Source organism: Pseudomonas sp. 22189, from assembly GCF_052045635.1.
Lineage (GTDB): Bacteria > Pseudomonadota > Gammaproteobacteria > Pseudomonadales > Pseudomonadaceae > Aquipseudomonas > Aquipseudomonas parakoreensis.
In genome coordinates, this window is record NZ_JBQEPG010000032.1 from 31,174 (window position 1) to 50,935 (window position 19,762).

Annotated in this window: 20 protein-coding genes; 16 read left to right on the forward strand and 4 right to left on the reverse strand. The window is 61.3% G+C overall.

Going from position 1 to position 19,762, the window contains the following annotated elements:
- Positions 1-31 precede the first annotated feature (31 nt).
- A complete protein-coding gene (locus ACTJKS_RS24815) occupies positions 32-1,072 on the reverse strand; it encodes an FUSC family protein (RefSeq protein WP_198758790.1) in 1,041 nt (346 codons plus the stop codon).
- A 46-nt stretch (positions 1,073-1,118) separates the two neighbouring features.
- Entirely contained in the window at positions 1,119-2,744 is a 1,626-nt protein-coding gene (locus ACTJKS_RS24820) for an NADP-dependent glyceraldehyde-3-phosphate dehydrogenase (protein ID WP_262948326.1), read from the reverse strand.
- Positions 2,745-3,084: 340 nt separating this feature from the next.
- On the opposite strand from ACTJKS_RS24820, the gene ACTJKS_RS24825 reads away from it, so the two are divergent.
- The 15 genes from ACTJKS_RS24825 to ACTJKS_RS24895 all read left to right on the forward strand — a co-directional run bounded on the left by ACTJKS_RS24825 (position 3,085) and on the right by ACTJKS_RS24895 (position 17,741).
- The gene (locus ACTJKS_RS24825; protein ID WP_108182569.1) at positions 3,085-3,438 is read left to right on the forward strand and encodes a c-type cytochrome; all 354 of its coding nucleotides are present in this window, start codon (positions 3,085-3,087) and stop codon (positions 3,436-3,438) included.
- Positions 3,439-3,514: 76 nt separating this feature from the next.
- Positions 3,515-4,843, forward strand: coding sequence for a D-arabinono-1,4-lactone oxidase (locus tag ACTJKS_RS24830; protein ID WP_262948384.1), 1,329 nt, complete (start codon positions 3,515-3,517; stop codon positions 4,841-4,843).
- Between the two features lie 74 nt (positions 4,844-4,917).
- Positions 4,918-6,126, forward strand: coding sequence for a DSD1 family PLP-dependent enzyme (locus ACTJKS_RS24835; RefSeq protein WP_262948386.1), 1,209 nt, complete (start codon positions 4,918-4,920; stop codon positions 6,124-6,126).
- Between the two features lie 168 nt (positions 6,127-6,294).
- Entirely contained in the window at positions 6,295-6,693 is a 399-nt protein-coding gene (locus ACTJKS_RS24840; RefSeq protein ID WP_142580080.1) for a hypothetical protein, read from the forward strand.
- Positions 6,694-6,894: 201 nt separating this feature from the next.
- Entirely contained in the window at positions 6,895-7,506 is a 612-nt protein-coding gene (locus ACTJKS_RS24845) for a transposase (protein WP_086791026.1), read from the forward strand.
- 57 nt (positions 7,507-7,563) lie between these two features.
- On the forward strand, positions 7,564-9,162 hold the full coding sequence (locus ACTJKS_RS24850; protein ID WP_262948333.1) for a ShlB/FhaC/HecB family hemolysin secretion/activation protein: 1,599 nt from the start codon (positions 7,564-7,566) through the stop codon (positions 9,160-9,162).
- 12 nt (positions 9,163-9,174) lie between these two features.
- On the forward strand, positions 9,175-10,974 hold the full coding sequence (locus tag ACTJKS_RS24855) for a DUF2341 domain-containing protein (protein WP_108182574.1): 1,800 nt from the start codon (positions 9,175-9,177) through the stop codon (positions 10,972-10,974).
- Between the two features lie 11 nt (positions 10,975-10,985).
- Positions 10,986-11,411 (forward strand): ExbD/TolR family protein, encoded by a 426-nt coding sequence (locus ACTJKS_RS24860; protein ID WP_003224462.1) that lies wholly within the window; start codon positions 10,986-10,988, stop codon positions 11,409-11,411.
- 3 nt (positions 11,412-11,414) lie between these two features.
- Entirely contained in the window at positions 11,415-12,119 is a 705-nt protein-coding gene (locus tag ACTJKS_RS24865) for an energy transducer TonB family protein (RefSeq protein WP_262948336.1), read from the forward strand.
- A 39-nt stretch (positions 12,120-12,158) separates the two neighbouring features.
- A complete protein-coding gene (locus ACTJKS_RS24870) occupies positions 12,159-13,856 on the forward strand; it encodes a putative porin (RefSeq protein WP_198760247.1) in 1,698 nt (565 codons plus the stop codon).
- 18 nt (positions 13,857-13,874) lie between these two features.
- Positions 13,875-14,504: a DNA repair protein gene (locus tag ACTJKS_RS24875; protein ID WP_108182577.1), complete on the forward strand. Its 630-nt coding sequence runs from the start codon at positions 13,875-13,877 to the stop codon at positions 14,502-14,504.
- Between the two features lie 21 nt (positions 14,505-14,525).
- Complete coding sequence (locus ACTJKS_RS24880) at positions 14,526-14,996, forward strand: YbjN domain-containing protein (RefSeq protein WP_108182578.1); 471 nt, start codon at positions 14,526-14,528, stop codon at positions 14,994-14,996.
- On the forward strand, positions 14,993-15,940 hold the full coding sequence (locus ACTJKS_RS24885) for a peptidylprolyl isomerase (protein WP_262948337.1): 948 nt from the start codon (positions 14,993-14,995) through the stop codon (positions 15,938-15,940). Before ACTJKS_RS24880 ends, ACTJKS_RS24885 begins: the two co-directional genes overlap by 4 nt.
- 150 nt (positions 15,941-16,090) lie before the next feature.
- Positions 16,091-17,071, forward strand: a complete 981-nt coding sequence (locus ACTJKS_RS24890) for a LysR family transcriptional regulator (protein WP_262948338.1) — start codon at positions 16,091-16,093, stop codon at positions 17,069-17,071.
- A 160-nt stretch (positions 17,072-17,231) separates the two neighbouring features.
- Entirely contained in the window at positions 17,232-17,741 is a 510-nt protein-coding gene (locus tag ACTJKS_RS24895; protein WP_262948339.1) for a GNAT family N-acetyltransferase, read from the forward strand.
- A gap of 21 nt (positions 17,742-17,762) precedes the next feature.
- Here ACTJKS_RS24895 and ACTJKS_RS24900 read toward each other — a convergent pair whose 3' ends face one another.
- Positions 17,763-18,455 carry an aspartate/glutamate racemase family protein gene (locus ACTJKS_RS24900; protein WP_262948340.1) on the reverse strand — a complete coding sequence of 231 codons (693 nt, stop codon included), beginning with the start codon at positions 18,453-18,455 and terminating at the stop codon, positions 17,763-17,765.
- Between the two features lie 205 nt (positions 18,456-18,660).
- Between ACTJKS_RS24900 and ACTJKS_RS24905 the strand changes: the two genes are divergently transcribed.
- A complete protein-coding gene (locus ACTJKS_RS24905; RefSeq protein WP_108182583.1) occupies positions 18,661-19,152 on the forward strand; it encodes a hypothetical protein in 492 nt (163 codons plus the stop codon).
- A 34-nt stretch (positions 19,153-19,186) separates the two neighbouring features.
- Here the strand turns inward: ACTJKS_RS24905 and ACTJKS_RS24910 are convergent.
- Positions 19,187-19,762 (reverse strand): transposase (locus ACTJKS_RS24910; RefSeq protein ID WP_440828800.1); only part of this gene is annotated, 576 nt, incomplete at its 5' end.

A 19,762-nucleotide genomic window follows, 5' to 3' on the forward strand; every position in this document is an offset into this window, starting at 1 on the left:
TCGGCTTTGTTACATGGATTTTTCCGCTGATTCAGATGTTCCAGCGCGGCGCCGTCATCGCCAGGCGTTGGCGCAGCTCGCCAATGTTCGCGGCCAGTTGTCGGGTCAGTAACCGGTAACCGTCCAGCGTGTTGTACACCGGCGTGTCGAGACTGGCGTCCGGCAACTCCAGCGGGCGTTCCAGGCGCTGAGTAGCGCCGGACTTCAAGGCCCGTGCCATGCCAATCAGTTGCACGCGGATCACCCGGTGCTCGGCCCGCAACGCCGATTGCAGGTGCGCCATGGCGTCGGGGTCGTTGGCATCCGGGCGGGTGTTGCCGAGGATCTCCAGCGTGCTGACGCACATGCGCAGGTTGCGTTGAATCGCGTCCAGTTCGGTCATGGAGATTTTCACTTCCTTGGACACCGAAGGCATCAGTGAGCGCAATTGCACCATCACCGTGGTCACCCGGCCCATCAGCTTCAGATGTTCATCGGCGCTGACCGGTTGACCGCTGATGATTCGCCCGTACAAGGTGGCGCAATCGCGCAGGGCATCGGCCAGGTTGTAGCGCCACGAATACACCGCGTACAGCGGCAGGGCGAAGGAAAAGGCGAGGGCCAGGGCGATGCCGATCAGGATGTCGACCCCGCGCCACAAGCCGTCGGTGATCGGGTTGTCGCCATGTCCGGCGACAATGAACACCGTGATCGCCGACAGCAGGGCGGTGTAACCGCCCTTGCCGATGGCGTGATAGGAGAAAAATCCGCAGACCACCGCCATGGCAAAGTACGTCAGCCATGGCAGGCCCAGCCATGCCTGTTGCGCCACCAGCACCAGTCCGACGCCGGCACCGATCAGGGTGCCGGTGGCGCGTTCGGCGGCTTTTTTGCCGATGTTGCCGTGGTGCTGCAGGCCACCAATCACCACCAGCATGGTCACCGACGCCCACTCGCCGTGGGGCAGGTTGATGCCGGTGGTCAGCAGGATAGTTGCCAGCAGACCCAGCGCTACCCGCACCGCGTGAATCAGTCGGGCGTGCTGGTAGCGGCGATACGGGTCCAGCAACGGACGCAGGATTCGCCGCAGCAGCGGTGGCAGTCGGTGGGTGCTGAAGGTGCTCAGTGCAAAGTCCTCGTCAGAAGATGTAATCGGTGGTCAGGAAGCTCGAATCGCGGCCGCGAATGATTTCGCTGATCAGGTCCTTGTTGCTGTCCTGGAACTTGGTCGCCACCAGTGTGCGGATCGAAAACACCCGCAGTGCATCGTGTACCGACAGCGTGCCTTCGGCGGAGTTCTTGCGCCCGTTGAACGGGTAAGTGTCCGGGCCGCGCTGGCACTGGGCGTTGAGGTTGATCCGCCCGACCTGGTTGGCGAAGGTGTCGACCAGTCGGCCGATCGCCACCGGGTTGGTGCCGAACAGGCTCAGTTGCTGGCCGAAGTCCGATTCCAGCACGTAATCGATCACGGTATCGAGGTGGCGGTACGGCACGATCGGCACCACCGGACCGAATTGTTCTTCGTTGTACACACGCATCTGCGGCGTCACCGGGTACACCACGGCGGGGTAGAAGAACGACTCGCGACTGGCGCCGCCATTCGGGTTGACCACTTGTGCGCCCTTGCTCTGCGCGTCAGCCACCAGACCGTGCAGGTAGTCGACCTTGCCCGACTCCGGCAGCGGCGTCAGTGCCACGCCGCTGTCCCACGGCATGCCAGGTTTCAGCGTAGCGAGTTTGGCGTTGAATTTTTCGATGAAGGCGTCGACCACGTCCTCATGCACAAACAGGATCTTCAATGCCGTGCAGCGCTGGCCGTTGAACGACAGAGAGCCGGTGACCGCTTCGCTGACTGCGTTGTCCAGATCGACTTCGGGCAGGACGATGCCCGGGTTCTTCGCATCCAGACCCAGCGCGGCGCGCAAACGGTGTGGTTTCGGGTGCAGTTTTTTCAGGTCGCTGGCGGCCTTGTTGGTGCCGATGAAGGCGAAGATATCGATCTTGCCGCTGGCCATCAGCGCGCTGACGGTCTCGCGGCCGCTGCCGTAGATCACGTTGATCACGCCGGTGGGGAAGCTGTCGCGGAACGCTTCAAGCAACGGTCGGATCAGCAGCACGCCGAGCTTGGCCGGTTTGAACACCACAGTGTTGCCCATGATCAGCGCCGGGATCAGCGTGGTGAAGGTTTCGTTCAGCGGATAGTTGTAAGGGCCCATGCACAGCGCGACACCGAGCGGCACGCGACGAATCTGGCCGAGAGTGTCCTGTTCCAGTTCGAACCGGCTGGAGCGGCGGTCGAGTTCTTTGAGTGCGTTGATGGTGTCGACGATGTAATCGCAGGTGCGGTCGAACTCTTTTTCCGAGTCCTTGAGGTTCTTGCCGATCTCCCACATCAGCAATTTGACCACGGCTTCGCGCTGCTGGCGCATACGCCCGAGGAACGCTTCGACGTGCTGAATGCGCTCGGCCACGCGCATGGTCGGCCACAGGCCCTGACCGCGATCGTAGGCACGCACGGCGGCATCAAGGGCGGTGAGGGCGGTGTCGGCATCCAGCAGCGGGGTGCTGCCGAGAATCACTTGTTCATCACCATTCTCGCCGTGCAGGTACACCGGGCTGCGTACCGTGGCGAGCGGGCCGTCCCAGCGCCGCAGTTGGCCATCGACGAGATATTCGCGTTGCTCGACCTGACCGTCGAGGCGGTATTTTTCCGGGATGTCGCTGACAGAAGGGAACAGGTTGCCAAGGATGTTTGCTGTGGTCATGTCGCTACCCCGTATTGATGTCCGTATGCAGATCAAAAAGTCTGTACAGGTTATACGCCTGAATACGCGGGAATTTAAACCCGCGAATGTCACGCGAATGTCACGCAGAGAGGCGGAACAGAGCGGGATGCTCACCCCAATCTCTGTAGGAGCTGCCGCAGGCTGCGATCTTTTGACTTTGCTTTTGAAGGTCAAGATCANCAGCCTGCGGCAGCTCCTACAGAGGGCATCGGTGTGTCCCCGGATGGCCCCCTCGTTGTCCCGCAATGCCCTCAACCCGCTGCCGTGCCTGCCTTAAGGTGTGATCACAACAAAAAGCGCTACCCAGGCGAGGATCGTTATGCGGGTAATCCCACTCACTTTATTGCTGGCGCTGTCTGTCACCCTGTGCGGCTGCGGCGAAAAAGCTGCACCGCCGGCGACCACTCACAACGCCACGCCCTCCGACCCGGCACTGGCGCAGATCTACGCCAACAGCTGCCAGCTGTGCCACGCCAACCCGGCCGCCAACGCGCCGCTGACCGGCGACCGCAAAGCTTGGGAACCGCGCCTGCGACAGGGCGCCGACACCCTGCTTGATCACGCCATCAACGGTTACAACGGCATGCCGCCGATGGGCCAGTGCGTCGAGTGTTCGGAAGAACAATTCCTGCAACTGATCGGCTTCATGGCCGATCAGCCCCTCCCACAATAAGGGCGCGCGCATGAGCATGGATCTGACACGCCGTCAGTTGTTGCAACGGGCAAGTATCGTCGGCGCCTTCAGTGCGCTGGCTTCCAATCCGGCGCTGGGCCAGTTGATGCGCGCGCCACGACTGATTCCCTGGCGCAACTGGTCGGGCGGGCAGAGTTGCCTGCCGGCGACGCGGATAGCACCAAAGAATCTGGACGAATTGACCGCAGTCATCCAACAGGCACCGGGCAAGATTCGTCCCGTCGGTTCGGCGCATTCCTTCAGTGCGCTGGTGCCCACCGACGGCACGTTGCTGTCGCTGAGCTACTTCAACGGTCTGCTCGATCACGACCCGAACACCCTGCAAGCCGAATTCGCCGCCGGCACGCCGATGTCGCGTATGGGCAAGCCGCTCAAAGACATCGGCCAAGCCCTGCAAAACATGGCCGACATCGATTACCAGACCCTCGCCGGCGCCATTTCCACCTCGACTCACGGCACCGGCAAAACCTTTCAGTCTTACTCGGCGCACGTCTGCGGGATGCAGCTGGTGACCGCCAGCGGCGAAGTATTGGACTGCGACAGCCAGCGTCATCCGGACGTATTCAATGCTGCCCGGGTATCCCTTGGTGCGTTGGGTGTTGCCACTAAAATCCGCTTGCAAAACCGTCCGGCGTATCGTCTGCGGGAAACCCAGTGGATCGCCAAGACCGAAGAGCTGCTTGAAGATCTGGACAAGAACACCCGCGAAAACCAGCACTGGGAAATGCTCGTGGTCACCCATTCCGACTACGCCTTGTCCATCGCCCTCAACGAAACCGGCGACCCGGCCACACCGCCGATCCCGCCCGAGGAGGAGGGTGGCAACGAGTTCGTGACCCTGATCGAGAAGATCGACAAGTACGGCAGTGACTTCCCCGGCCTGCGCACCTCGTTGCTCAACAGCTTGCGGCATCTGGCGAGTTTCGATGATCGGGTCGGTGACTCGTTCGACATCTACGCCAACGTGCGCACCGTGCGCTTCAACGAGATGGAGTACTCGGTGCCCGCCGAATACGGCCCAGCCTGCCTGCGTGAAATCCTCAAGCTGATTCAGGACAAGGACCTGCGCACCTGGTTTCCCATCGAGTACCGCTACGTCAAGGCCGACGACATTCCACTGAGCATGTTCGAGGGCCGCGACAGCTGTTCGATCTCGGTGCACCAGCATTATCAGATGGACCATCACAACTTCTTCGCCGCGGTCGAACCGATTTTCTGGAAGTACAACGGTCGCCCGCATTGGGGCAAATTGCACACGCTCAATGCGCGCACCCTGCAACCGCTGTACCCGCGCTGGCGCGAGTTTGTCGACGTACGCCAGGCACTGGACCCGCGCGGACGTTTTCTCAACGCGCATCTGTCGTCAATTCTGGGGGTGAACTGATGGCGGTCAATCGACGCAATTTCATGCTGGGCACCGTGGGCGTTGGCGCCTTTTTGCTGGGAGTCGGTGCCTGGTTGCGACCGGGCGATCACGGCGGCCCGTACAGCGAGTATTTTCGCGCCCTGAATAAAGAGTTGAAAGACCACGGCCCAATGCGTCCGGTGCTTTTGATCGATCTGGATCGGCTCGACCACAACATCGACGTGGTCATGCAGTCGGTGCGACGCGGCGGCAAGCAATTGCGATTGGTGGAGAAATCCCTGCCGTCACCGGGACTGTTGAGCTACATCGCGCAACGGGCCGGGACGCAAAAGCTCATGTCGTTTCACCAGCCGTTCCTCAATCACGACGCTGTCACGTTTCCCCAGTCCGACATCCTGCTCGGCAAGCCGCTGCCGGTGCGTTCGGCACAGCTGTTCTATCAAACCCACAAAGGCCCGTTCGATCCCGCGAAGCAACTGCAATGGCTGATCGACAATCCCGAACGTCTGCAGCAATACCTGGCGCTGGCGCAGGGATTGGGCACACGGATGCGCATCAACATCGAGCTGGATGTCGGCCTGCATCGCGGCGGGGTCAGTGATGTAAGTGCGTTGGGGCAGATGCTCGCGCTGATCAGCGCCAACCCGCAGCACCTGGTGTTCGCCGGGTTCATGGGTTACGACCCGTTTGTGGGCATGGGCGTGCCGGGGATACTCGGTTCGCCCGAGGAACTGTTCGCCAAGGTGATGGTGATTTATCAGCGCTGCGTGGATTTCACTCGCCTGCAGTTTCCGGCGTTGTGGAATGACCACCTGTGCCTGAACACCGCCGGCAGCCCGAGCTACCGCATCCACGAAAACGAGACACTGAGCACCGAGGTGTCGGTGGGTACGGCGATGCTCAAACCGACGCATTACGACCTGCCCTCGCTGGTTGACCATGTGCCGGCGACCTACATCGCCACCCCGGTGTTGAAGAGCACCGGCGCGGTGAACATCCCGGCGCTGGATGACCAGTCGAAGCTGCTGTCGTGGTGGGATGTCAATCAGCGCCAGACCTTTTTCATTTACGGCGGCAACTGGATGGCCGAGTTCGAATCACCGACCGGACTACAGAGCAACGGCGTGTATGGCCGCAGTTCGAATCAGGAAATGGTCAACGGTTCTGACGCGGTCGGCCTGACCGTCGAAGATCAAGTGTTCCTGCGTCCGACCCAGACTGAAGCCGTCCTCCTGCAATTCGGTGATCTGCTGGCGGTGCGTGGCGGCAGAATTGTCTACACCTGGCCGGCGTACACCTGAGGCCAGATCGCACAACATGTGACCAATATCCGGCGCCGTCTACTGTCAGGTTTTACAGTAGACGGCATGTTTCTGCTGCGCGCAATAATTGGCCCTCGCGTCGTCGTTGAAGGGACAAGTATTACCTTCAGGCGTTATTGATAACCCCTCTATAGATAGGTGATGCAAATGGCGACTATCGGTAAGTTTAACTTTGACACCAGCGAATTCGGGAAATTTGAAGCCAGTGAGCTCGCTCTCAGCGAGGTCGGCAATTTTTTTCAAGTGAATGTAAGCCACTCTATGGGTGCCAAATTTCACACTTCCTTATCTATGAATATCGAGAAGTTTGAGGGAACAAAAACCTTCATAGATGCACAATTGCCCGTGATTAAATATACCTTTAGGGAGGATGATTACATGTTTAGGTATACCGTAAAGTCTGGTTCCCTGACGGCCACCATCTCGGCCGGGACCGTGAAAATCACTGGGTCATTTAACCTTAAAATGATTGCCGATGCCGGTAGTGAGCCGACAGGACCTAAAGAAGTCGCACTCTCCAATGGTGTCTTTGAGCTTAAAAACTGACGTTCTGCGTCATCCAAAAACATGGCAGTGAACCTGGCTTCCATGTTTTTTTTCCTGTTCGTTTTCCTCTGAATCATTGATGAAGCTTTCATGACAAAAGTTCGGTAGCACATAGCCAGTCCGGTCATGCCTATGTAACGCGCTTGAGGGGCCCAACGGGGCGCTTTTCACAAGCCGAGGCGGGACGCCGGGAGTGAGGCAATGGGGACTATGGAACGCTACTCGAAAGTGGGCATGCAGGAGCTCGATCAGCGCCTGTCGAAGATCGTTGAGGCGGCGCGCAAGAAACCGGTGTCGGTGTATCGCTACGGCGCGCCGTGGGTCTGGATCGTCTCGCAGGATGACTGGCAGGGCGCCTTGAAAGAGGTCTCCAGCTACATTCCGCCCGGCCATTCGCTGGTGTTGCTGCGCCCGCAAATCGACGACTTGCTCGACGCTCACCAAGGCCTGCTGCACGAACTCAATGCCGAGCCCGGCATGCTCATCCCCGCGCAAACCGTCATGCACATCCTGCTCCTGCAACTGCTGTATTCAGTGCCTAGCGAACAGCAGCTGTATGAGCAGCTCAATTACAACTTGCTGTTCCGTTGGTTCGTCGGTCTTGGCCTGAATCAGAAAGTCTGGAGTTTCAACGTCCTCAGTCGCGACATCGCCACGCTGCTCAACGAGCCGCGTGCGGTGCTGCTCATCCAGAAAATCATTGGCGAAGTGTTCTGCGGTGCCTTGCTGCAAATGCCTGAGTTCTCCTTGAACTTCGCGCTGCTGCACACCTGGCTCGGCAAGCACAGCGGTGCCTCGACAGCCAGCAACTGACGCAACACACAAGGCGCGCGACAGCGCCAACAGGTCATCGCGAATTCAGGGGGTAGTGTGGATCGAATTTTCACGTCACGGCTGGCGCTGTGGGGCTGGCTGCTGGTGACGGCCGGCGCGCAACCGGCATTCGCCGAAGAGGCTGCCCAAGGCGCCGCGCCGCAACGTCTGGTGGACGTCAACGAATACTTCGTGCGCGGCAACACCGTGCTCGACGCACGGGCCATCGAAGAGGCGGTGTATCCGTTTCTCGGCCCGCAAAAAGCCATGACTGACATCGAAGGCGCCCGCGATGCCCTGCAAAAGGCTTATCAGGAGCGTGGCTATCAATCGGTGTTCGTCGAGTTGCCGGAGCAAGCAGTGGCTGACGGTATCGTCTACCTGCAAGTCAGCGAAACCAAGGTCGGCCGCGTGCGTGTGGTCGGCGCCAAACACTATTCGCCGCTGGACATCCGCGACAACGTCCCGGCCCTGAAAGAAGGCGAGGTGCCGGACTTCGCCAAGGTTCAGGGCGAACTGGCGCAGCTCAATAAAACCCCGGGCCGCCAGGTCATGCCGCTGGTGCGCGAAGGCCAGCGCCCCGGGACCATGGACGTCGACTTGCAGGTCGAAGACCAGAACCCGTGGAGCGCCAGCGTCGGCCTCAACAACGACTACAGCGCCGACACCGAGAAACTGCGCGCCGTGACCAGCCTTGGCTACAACAACCTCTGGCAGCTTGGCCACAGCATCAACCTGACGTACTTCACCGCGCCGCAGGACACCGACAACGCCAAGGTCTGGTCGGCGTCCTACACCGCGCCGCTGAGCGAGCGCTGGAGCGTGCAGTTCTCCGGTTATCAGTCTGACAGCAACGTCGCGACCATCGGCGGCAGCAATGTGCTGGGCAAGGGCCATTCCTACGGGGTGTCGGCGATCTACACGCTGCCGTCCAGCGGCAACTGGTCGAACTCGCTGTCGGCCGGTATCGACTTCAAGGATTTCGACGAACGCCTGACCCTGTCCGGCGAGAGCGACAAGGTGCCGCTGAAATACGCCCCGTTCACCTTCGCCTACAACGGCTTCCGTTACACCGAAAAGAGTCAGCTAGGCCTCGGCCTGAGCCTGGTTGCGGCCACTCGCAGCATCTTCGGTTACGGCAGTTCCGACGAAGACTTCGACTACAAGCGCTACCGCGCCAACCCGAGTTTCGCGGTGGTCAAGGGCGACAGCACCTTCACCTGGACCTTCGACAACGATTGGCAAAGCGCGAGCAAAGGCGCGTTCCAATTGGCGTCGGGGCCACTGGTCTCCAACGAACAATTCTCCGCCGGCGGCGCCACTTCGGTGCGCGGTTATCTGGCCGCTGAACGCACCGGGGATGACGGCGTGCTGCTCAGTCAGGAACTGCGCACGCCGTCGCTGGCGAAATACGCCGGCAGCTGGATGCAGGAATGGCGCTTCTACGCCTTTGCCGAAGGTGCGCAACTGTACCTGCGTGACGAGTTGCCGGATCAGGACGCCAGTTACGCCCTGGCCAGTGTCGGCCTCGGCACCCGCGCCAGCCTCAGCAAATGGCTGTCCGGCAGCCTCGACTGGGGCTACCCGCTACTCGAAGGGCCGAACACCTCGAAGCAGGAATCGCGCCTGCACTTCAACCTTCAAGCCACGTTCTAAAGGAGCACGTTCATGCAGCGCCTCATTCTTTCGTTGTTGATCTGCCTGGGCTTCGTGCTCCCGGCCACGGCGCAGGCCTGGTGGCAGGACGACTGGCATTACCGCAAACAGATCGCCGTCGACACCACGCCGCAGGGCGCCGGGATCAATCAGGCCCTGGGCCGCACCGCGCTGCTGGTGCGCCTGCACACCGGCAATTTCACCTTCGACGGGGTCAAGGAAGACGGTGCGGATTTGCGCTTCGTCGCCGCCGATGACAAGACCGTGCTCAATCACCAGATCGAAAGCTTCGACGCGTTGATGGGCATGGCGCTGATCTGGGTCGATGTGCCGAATGTCGAGGGCGGCCAGCGTCAGGACATCTGGATGTATTACGGCAACCAGAAGGCCCCGGCGACCGGCAACGGCCAGTTGACCTTCGATCCGAATTACACCGCGCTCTATCACTTCGACGGTGCTACCGGCACCCCGGCCAAAGACACCACCGCCTACGGCAACACCGCACAAAGCGCCACCGGTGCGGCGATTGACGGTGTAGTAGGGCGCGCCTTGCAGTTCAGCGGCCAGCCGTTGCTGCTGCCGGCCAGTCCATCGTTGCAGCACAGCGCTGGCAGCGCATTCACTTTCAGTGCTTGGCTGCGGCTGGATCAGGCCAATGGCGAGCAACTGATCTTGACCCGTCGCGAAGGCGCTAACAGTCTGCTGGTCGGGGTCAATCAAGGCGTGCCGTTCGTGGAGATCGACGGCCAGCGCGCGGTGGCCTCTCAGGCGCTGAATCCCGGCCAATGGCAGCACGTCGCGCTGACCGCCGAAGGTTCGAAAGTCAGCCTGTACATCAACGGTCGTGAGGGCGCGACCCTCGCGCAAACGATGCCGGCGTTCAATTCGGTGATGGCGGTTGGCGGTGATCTGGCCGCTGGCCCGTACCAGCCATTTGTGGGGGCCATCGACGAACTGCGCCTTTCCAAAGTTGCCCGCCCGGCGACGTTGCTGCTGGCCGACGCCACCTCGCAAGGCGCGGAGTCGAAACTGGTGGCCTACGGCGTCGACGAAGAGCAGTCCGGCTTCGGTTTCGGCAGCCTCGGATTCCTGCTCAACGCGGTACCGGTGGACGCCTGGGTGATCATCGCCGTGCTGGTGCTGATGATGTTCCAGTCGTGGATCATCATGCTGCGCAAGAACCGCACCCTCAGCCGCGTGAGCAAGGCCAACGAGGATTTCCGCGAGCAGTTCGCCAAGGTCGGTACCCGTCTGGAGATGTTCGCCGACGACGCGCAACTGGCCCAGCGTCTGCAGCATTCGCCGCTGTGGCGCCTGTACTCGGTGGCGGTCAAGGAAATCCGTACCCGCCGCGAGCAGGGCGCCGATACCTCTTCGGTGTCGGCAGCGACGATTGAAGCGATTCGCTGCTCGATGGACGGCGTGCGCACCCGCGAGAACCAGGCGCTCAGCTCGAAACTCGCGACGCTGTCCAACGCCATCGCCGGCGGCCCGTACATCGGCCTGCTCGGCACCGTGCTGGGGATCATGGTGGTGTTCCTCGGTACGGCCATGGCCGGCGACGTCAACATCAACGCCATCGCGCCCGGCATGGCGGCGGCGTTGCTCGCCACCGCCATGGGCCTGTTTGTCGCGATCCCGGCGCTGTTTGGCTACAACCGTCTGATCACCCGTAACAAGGAAGTCAGCGCCGACATGCGCGTGTTCGTCGACGAGTTCATTACCCGTCTGGCGGAGATGCACGGTGAAGGTCAGTCCAGTGAAGCGGCGCATCAGCGCAGCCATCACGCCAACCACTCCGTACCGGCCTGAGGAGCATTGCCATGGCGTCTGTAAATGCCTCCCACGACGATGACGAAGATGCAGCGGTGGACAGCATCAACATCACGCCACTGGTGGACGTGCTGATGGTGGTGCTGGTGATGTTCATCCTCACCGCCACCGCGCAGGTCTCCGGGATCCAGATCAACCTGCCCAAAGCCAGCGCTTCAGTGTCGCTGTCCGAGGCCAAGACCAAGGCGATTTCGGTCAACGACGGCGGCCAGGTGTTCCTCGACGCCTACCCGGTGACCCTCGCCGAGTTGGAGGAGCGCCTGCGCATCGAGAAGGCGCAGAGCCCGGACTTCCCGGTGATCGTGCGCGGCGACGCCACGGTGCAGTACCAGAAGGTCATTGAAGTGCTGGATCTGTTGCGCCGGCTCGAACTGTCCCAGGTCGGTCTGGTGACCGGCAAACCGACGCAGGGCTGAGTGATGACCGCACAACTCCCGATTGAGCCACTGCCGGTGAAGCGCTCGCCGTTGCGTTACCTGAAGTGGGGCGCCGGGCTGCTGCTCGGCGCGCTCGCCGCGTGGTTCCTGTGGCAGTGGGCCAATGACATGAGCGGCATCCGCCGTGAAGCGCCGAAGGTGCCGACGATCATTCCATTGCCGCCACCGCCACCTCCGCCGCCGGAAAAACCGCCGGAACCGGAAACCCCGGTGGAAGAAAAAATCGTCGAGCCCGAGCCAACGCCCGAGCCGCAAGAGGTCAAGCCCGAGGAAGAGGCGCCGCCATCACCGGCGGACGATCTGGCCAACCCGATGCAAATGGACGGCGACGCGCAGAGTGGCAACGACGCGTTCAACATCGGCGCCGGCAAGGGCGGCGGCATGGCCGGTGCGGGTGGCGGACGCTTGGGCACCGGCACCTACAGCCAGTTCCTGGCGTTCACCTTCCAGCGTTTGCTGCGCGAGAACCCGGACCTGCGCAACCTCGCGTTTTCGCTGCAGGCCGATGTCTGGCTGAGCAGCGTCGGCGAAATCACCCGGGTCGAGCTGGTCAAGTCCAGCGGCAAGCCCGAGATCGACACTCAGGTGCTGGCCGCATTGCGTAACGCGCCCCATCTGAGCGAACGGCCACCGGCCTCCATCACCTTGCCTGTGCGCCTGTCCCTGCAAGGGCGGCGTCCGGGTTAACCGAATTCATAAAGCTGTATGAAAAGGAGTTGTGTGCAGATGATTTCCAACGTGAATCGATTGTCCCTGGCGGTCGGCATGGTCATCGCGACCCTGGTCGGTCAGGCCGCGGCAGCGCCTGCGCCCTCGGAGAACGCCACGATCAATCTGATCCGCTTGCTGGTCGAGCAGGGCATTCTGAAACAGGACAAGGCCGATGCGCTGATCGCCCAGGCGCAGAACGAAGCGGCGCAGGCCAAGCAGGCCGCCGCTTCCACCGCCGTAGCGGCCGGACCGGTGGCGGCACCGGGCGATGTGCGCGTGCAATATGTGCCGGCCGCGGTACGCGACCAGATCCGCGATCAGGTCAAGGCCGAAGTCATGGCCACCGCCAAGCAGGAAAACTGGGCCGCGCCCAACACCTTCCCGGACTGGGCATCGCGCATCAGCTTCGACGGCGACATTCGTCTGCGTGACGAATCGCGCTACTACTCGGGCAGCAACAGCAACGAAATCGTCGACTTCGCCAAACTCAACAACAACGGCCCGTACGACGTGAACCCCAACAGCAGCACCAACCTGCCGCCGTTGCTCAATACCCGTGAAGACCGCACCAACCTGTTCCGGCTGCGCGCGCGGCTAGGGATGAAAGCGGTGATCTCGCCAGAATGGACTGCCGGCATCCGCATCGGCACCGGCTCGGACAACAACCCGGTATCGACCACGCAGAACCTCGGCGGCGGTTTTGCCAAGAAAGACATCTGGCTCGATCAGGGTTACCTGAACTGGAAACCGACCGATGAGCTGACCCTGACCGGCGGGCGTTTCGCCAACCCGTTCATGTCCACCGACATGCTCTATTCCAACGACCTCAACTTCGACGGTGTGGCGGCGATTTTCGACCACAAGCTCAACCACGACTGGGGCGTGTTCGGCACCGTCGGTGCATTCCCGGTGGATTACACCAATGACACCAGCACCAGCAATGGCTTCGACAAGGAAGAAAGCGACAACAAGTGGCTGTACGGCGCGCAGCTTGGCGCCAAGTGGGCGATCAACAGCAACAACCGCCTCAAGGGTGCGTTGGCCTATTACCGTTTCGACGACATTCAAGGCCAACGCTCCAGCCCTTGCGCACCGTGGGCCGGCGCTCCGGGCTGCGACACCGACGGCACTCGAGCGGCGTTCATGCAGAAGGGCAACAGCGTGTTCCTGTTGCGCGACATCACGCCGAACCCGGCCAACCCGACCACCACGCCGCAGCCGCAATTCGTTGGTCTTGCGTCGGAATTCAACCTGCTCGACCTGAACCTGGTATGGGACGCCGATCTGCCGCAAGACTTCAAATTGCGCAGCCAGGGCAACTACATCCACAACCTCGGTTACGACGAAGGCGACATGCGCAAGCGCTCCGAGGGGCAGATCGTCAACAACCTCAACAGCAACGGCGAGATCCAAAGCGGCGCCAATGCGTGGATGGTCCAGTTCACCCTTGGCAACGCGCTGGACCTGAAGAAGCAGGGCGACTGGAACCTGTTCGCCGGCTACAAGTACATCCAGCCGGACGCCTTGCCTGATGGCTTCAACGACTCGTCGTTCCACCTCGGCGGCACCAACGCCAAGGGCTATATCCTCGGCGGCAACTACGGTTTGGCGAAGAACGTCTACGCCACCGGCCGCTGGATGAGCACCGAGGCCGTGTACGGTGCGCCGTTCGACATCGACGTCTTGCAGCTTGAGATCAACACGCGCTTCTAAGGCGCCGGGAGTACGGTCATGCACGCACGAGTTTTACTGTTGGGGCTGAGTTTTTTCATTGCACATGGCGCGCACGCCGAAGGCATGGAGGAGCGTCTGCGTACCCAGTTGCGCAGCACCACTCAGCAGTTGCAGGCCCTGCAAAGTCAGCAGGCCCAGGCCAGCGCCGCGCAACTGGCGGCGCAGAATGAGGCCAAGGCCGCGCAGGCGCAGATCAAGCAATTGACCGCTGAACTGGCCAAGGCCAGAGGCGTGGCCGAACAGTTGGCCGGCCAGCAGCAGAATCTGCACAGCCAGGCGCAAGCGCAAGTCGCCGCCAGCAGCGAACAGGTCGGCAAATTCAAGAAGGCCTACGACGAGTTGCTGGTCATGGCCCGTGCCAAAGAGGCAGAACGGTCTAAGCTTCAAGCGCAATTGGCTGAACGTGACACACAAGTGCAGCAATGTTCAGTCAAGAATCAGCAGATGTACGGCGTCGCCAAACAGATCCTCAGCGCCTACGAAAACATCGATGTCGCCGAGGTGATGAAGATCCGCCAGCCCTTCGCGGGCAGCGCCCGGGTCAAGTTTGATGAACTGGCGCAGGGGTTCGGTGACGAGCTCTACAAGACTCAATTCGACGCGCCGCAAGCTGCGCTCGCGCATTGATTAACAAACAAGGAAGAAGTCATGACTCAATTGATCAGCCATGTGTCCCCGCAATCCCTGACCGACGTCCTGCAAGCGGCCGGTTATCGCGTCAACCAGACCGAACAGAACGGCATCGTGCAGTTGCTCAGCGCCAGTCAGGGCATCGGTTATGCCGTGCGTTTCGGCAACCCGGCGGTGGAGCAGGGCAGCTATGTCGATTTCACCTTCAGCTGCGCGCTGCGGGTGCAAGGTGAGTTGCCACAAGGTGTGGCCGAACAGTGGAACGCCACCCGGCGTTTTGCCCGGTTGTCGTTGCAGGGCGAGTTTCTGGTGATGGAAATGGACGTGGTGGTCGCGGCGGGTGTGAGCAACGAACACCTGCGTGGCAGCCTGGAGCTGTGGGACCGTTTGCTGCAGGAGTTCATCGTCTATCTGCGTGATTTCACCCAGGCCGCGCAAGCCTCGACAGCCAAAGTCGCGGTCGCCGAACAAGAGGAAGTCGCGCTGTGAAAAAGCCTGCCATGGTGATCGGCGCCGGGGCAGTGGCGCTGTTGGTGGTAGCCGTGGCACTGGTGCTGCGACCGGGCACTGACCCGGTTGCCGCCCAGCAATCGTCGCCCTTGGCGGCGGTTGCTGCGGGGCCGGCAGTGGCGCGGTTGGGCAATCAGCAGGTGACGCCACAGGAGTTGCAGGCATTGCTGGCGACATTGCCACCGGCAAGTGCCGAGCAACTGCGCGGCAACCGTGAAGCACTGGAGCGCTGGATTCGTACCCGTCTGGCAGAGAAAGCGGTGCTGGAGCAGGCCGACGCTCAGGGCTGGGCGCAGCGTCCGGACGTGGTGCGGCAAACCCGCGCGGCCAGCGAGCAGATCGTCTTTCGCGATTATTTGCGCTCGGTCAGCACCGTGCCGGCGGACTACCCGAGTACGGCCGAGTTGCAACAGGCGTACGACGCCGGCAAAGCCAACTGGATGACCCCGCCGTTGTATCGGGTCAGCCAGATTTTCCTCGCGGTGCCGGATGCCCAGAGCCTGGAAACCGTGCGCAAACAGGCGACCGAGCTAAGCAAGAAAGCCCAAGGCACGCCGGGGGATTTTGCCGCGCTGGCGACTCAGTATTCGCAGGATCGGCTGACCGCCGAACGCGGCGGCGACACCGGGCTGCAACCGTTGCAGCAACTGGTGCCGGAGGTGCGGGGGGCGGTGGCTAAGTTGAAGGTCGGCGCGGTGTCCGATCCGCTGCAGAGTGCAGCCGGTTTCCATGTGATCAAACTCACCGAACAGCAACCGGCGCGTACCGCGACCCTCGACGAACTGCGCGATCAGTTGACTCAAGCCTTGCGGGCGCAACGGCAGGAGCAGATTGCCCAGGCGTATCTGGACGGCATGCTCAATACCGCGACGCTGAGCATCGATGGGGCCGAGCTGAACAAGGTCCTTGAAACCCACCAATAACCCTGTGGGAGCTGGCTTGCCAGCGATGGCGGANGGGCTGGATGTGAGTCCCCCATCGCTGGCAAGCCAGCTCCCACAGGATTTTCACAGGTTCAGACGTTCCATACCGCGCCGGAAGCATCAACAACAAAGATCGACAGGGAGTCATCGATGTCATTCACCGAACCCGCAGGACGACAGGGTAGCCCCGACTATCGCTGGGCACAGGGCGAGCGCGAACCATGGCTGGCGCAAGCCGCGACCATTGATGCCGAGGTCGCGCAATATTTTCTGGTCAGTGCTCGCTGCGGTTGCTTCATGCAGGCGGCGCGCAGCCTCAACGTGCGCTCGACCTTGCTGCGCAAACAATTGGCGCAGCTGGAGCAAACGCTGCAGCACGCGCTGTTCAGCTTTCAAGGCAGCGCCTTGAGCCTCACCCGTGAAGGTCAGCAGTTGCAGGCGCAACTGGTTGCGCTGGCCCACGAACGCAAACTGCCGGTGGTAGAGCAGCCGCTGGTGCGTTTGGCCGTCGCCGAGTCGATTCTGCATGACATCCTTGGTCGTGACCTGATCGCACTGCTGCGGCGCAATGCCAGCGTGCGTCTGGAGATCATTGCGCTGGACAGCGAACTGGCGCTGCGCGCGGTCAGTGCCGACGTGGTGCTATGGCTGGCCCACGGCGAAACCCCCAGCCCCGGCCCGACCTTCGCCACCAGCCAGCCGCAGGCGCTGGCGCGGCTTGACTACCTGCCGCACATCGCCAAACGCTATTCCCGCGTCACCGCGCGCCCGGCCAGTGCCGACGACCTCGGCGATTTCATGCTGGTGCAATGGCAGCACGACCGGCAGATCGACAGCTTTCGGCCGTGGAATGAGCTGGTTGAACAGCGTCTGGCCGGTGTGGTGCAGATGCAGTCTTACGAGCTGATGCTGGAAATGATCCGCTGCAGCGCGTGCATCGGTCTGCTGCCGGCGTACATGAGCCGCTTCGATCGCGGGTTGATCGCGCTGCCGGGGCTGTTTGATGAGCCGATGCAGTTGCAGGCATGGCTGGCGGTCAACGTTGAATCCCAGGCGATAGAAGAAGTCCGCACGCTGGTCGAACTCATCCACCACACCTTCAAAGAACGCCAGGAATGGTTTCAGACCTGACCCAATCCCCCGACACACCATTCCCTGTAGGAGCTGCCGCAGGCTGCGATCTTTTGATCTNATCAAAAGATCGCAGCCTGCGGCAGCTCCTACGGTTTGTATGTGTTTGAACAAGCAGTTTAGAGTGATTGGCCACCCATCGGTCCAGGAAGGATCCGCCATGCCCGAGCACAACCCCGCCATCACCCTTGAACGCTTCAATGAATCGCACATCGAGGCCGTCACCGCGCTGTACAACGATCCGGCAGTGACCCGGCAGGTGTTGCAGATGCCGTTTCAATCTACCGAGATTTGGCGTCAGCGGCTGCTGGCGGAGAATGAGCGGATGGTCAAACTGGTGGCGCTGCATCAGGGCGCGGTGGTCGGTCATCTTGGCCTGGAAAACTATTCACGAATCCGCCGCGCCCACGCCGGCAGTGTCGGCATGGCGGTCGCCGTGGCGTGGCAAGGCAAAGGGGTCGGGTCAAAACTGCTGGCGGCGGCGCTGGACGTCGCCGACAACTGGATGAACCTGCACCGGGTCGAACTCTCGGTGTACGCCGACAACCAGGCGGCCATCGGTCTGTACCGCAAGTTCGGCTTCGAGAACGAAGGCCTGTTCCGTGACTACGCGGTGCGCGACGGGCGATGGGTCGACACCCTGAGCATGGCCCGCCTGCGCCGTCGATAAGCCAAAAAAATTCTGTGGGAGTCAGTCGCTCAATGCAAACGCCACCGCCGCCTGCGCATGCAGTTCGGTGGTGTCGAGCAGCGGCAGGGCGCTGTGTTCGGGTTTGACCAGCAGACCGATTTCCGTGCAGCCGAGGATGATCGCCTGGGCGCCGCGCGCGGTCAGCGTTTCGATCACCCGTTGATAGATTTTGCGTGATTCGTCACTGATCACTCCGACGCACAATTCGTCGTAGATGATCCGGTGCACTTCTTTGCGCTCGGCGTCGTCCGGCACCAGTACCGTCAAACCCTGCGCAATCAGGCGCTGCTTGAGAAAGTCCTGCTCCATGGTGAACGCCGTGCCGAGCAGGCCCACCGTGTGCGCATCAATATTCAGCGCGGCCTGCGCCGCCGGTTCGGCAATGTGCAGGAACGGAATGCTGATCGCTGCCTGAATCTGCTCCGCGACCTTGTGCATGGTGTTGGTACATAGCACCACGCATTCGGCGCCGCCGGCCTCGAGCCTGCGTGCGGCATCCACCAGAATCGCCGCCGCATCGTCCCAGCGCCCAGCGTGCTGGGCCTGTTCGACCGGGCCGAAGTCGACGCTGTACATCAGGATTTGCGCCGAGCGCAGCGGACCGAGGCGGTCGCGGACCTGTTGATTGATGAGTCGATAATATTCAGCGCTGGATTCCCAGCTCATGCCGCCGATCAAGCCGATGGTACGCATTGAAATTCCTCGTTCAATGGCCCGTATTGGAAAAGTCGGGCTCCGGCCGAGTGTCCATCGGTTGCACGACGGATGCCAGTACAAAGCAACTGTACCGTTGATCCATTTGCCAAGTGTCACGGTGTCGACGTTCGAGGTTAAACGTACGCCGGCGCCTCGATCTGTCACTATCGACTCTCGCAGGCTCTCCCCGAGGAACGTACCGATGAACGACGTACAACAACTGGGCGAAATGCTTCGTCACTATGCCGAGAGTGAAGCGCACAAGAAGCAACTGTTCGAAACCCAGTCGCAGGCGTGGGCCAGGCGCATCACCGAACTGTTCGGCCAGATCCAGCAATGGCTGGAACCGGTGCAGGCACCGAACCTGCTGGAGGTGAGCCGCGAAGCTTACGTCGCATTCGGGCCGAGCACCCCGGTGGAAACCTCGACCTTCAACACCGAAAAACTGAGCATCGTGATCGCCGGCAAAATGGTGGAATTCGTGCCGGACGTGATGGGCAGCGCCGGGCAGATTTCTCTGGCGGTGATGGGCCTGACCGCGGCGCGCTATGGCAGCATTTCGCTGGTGGGATTACCGAGCGGCGAGTGGCAGTGGCGCAAAACCAATGGCCTGAAGGATCCGGACACCTTCGTGTTTGATGCGGACTTTCTTGCACAGCAGTTGCAGAGCCTGATTCCCCGCGACCGCGCCTGACCCGCCACAAACCCTGTAGATACCGTCTTGCCCCTCACCGGGCAAGTGCCAATTTCGGGTCAAATGGTTGGCCCGATTTGAGCACTCCGTAGACGAAGTGCAACAACTTGCGCATGGCTGCACAGATGATCTGTTTGGGGGCTTTGCCATTGGCCTTCAAGCGTTCCTTCATGGCGATGATCGCCTCGTTGTGCCTCAGCGCTACCAGGCCTGGCATGTACAGACCCGCCCGAACGCGAGCCGAGCCGACCCTCGAAATAATTGTTCTGCCTTTGAGTTTTCCTGACTCCTGCAGCTTAGGGTTCAACCCTGCAGCAGCGACCAGTTTGCGAGGGTCGTCGTATTTGCGCAGGTCGCCCAGCTCGGCCAGCAGCCGCTCAAGGGTTTTCTGCCCGATACCGTCGATGGTCACGATCAAGTCGCGCATCTGGCGCATGTCCGGATCATCATCGATGTGTTTCTTGATCGCTTTGTGCGTTTCAGCGATCTCTTTTTCGATGTGGCGCAGAACGGAGTTGATCGAGTCTTTGACCTTTTCGTCGGACACATCCAGACGATTGAGCTCCATCTGCTCCATTTCCTGAAGATCATCCAATCGACGCACCATCGC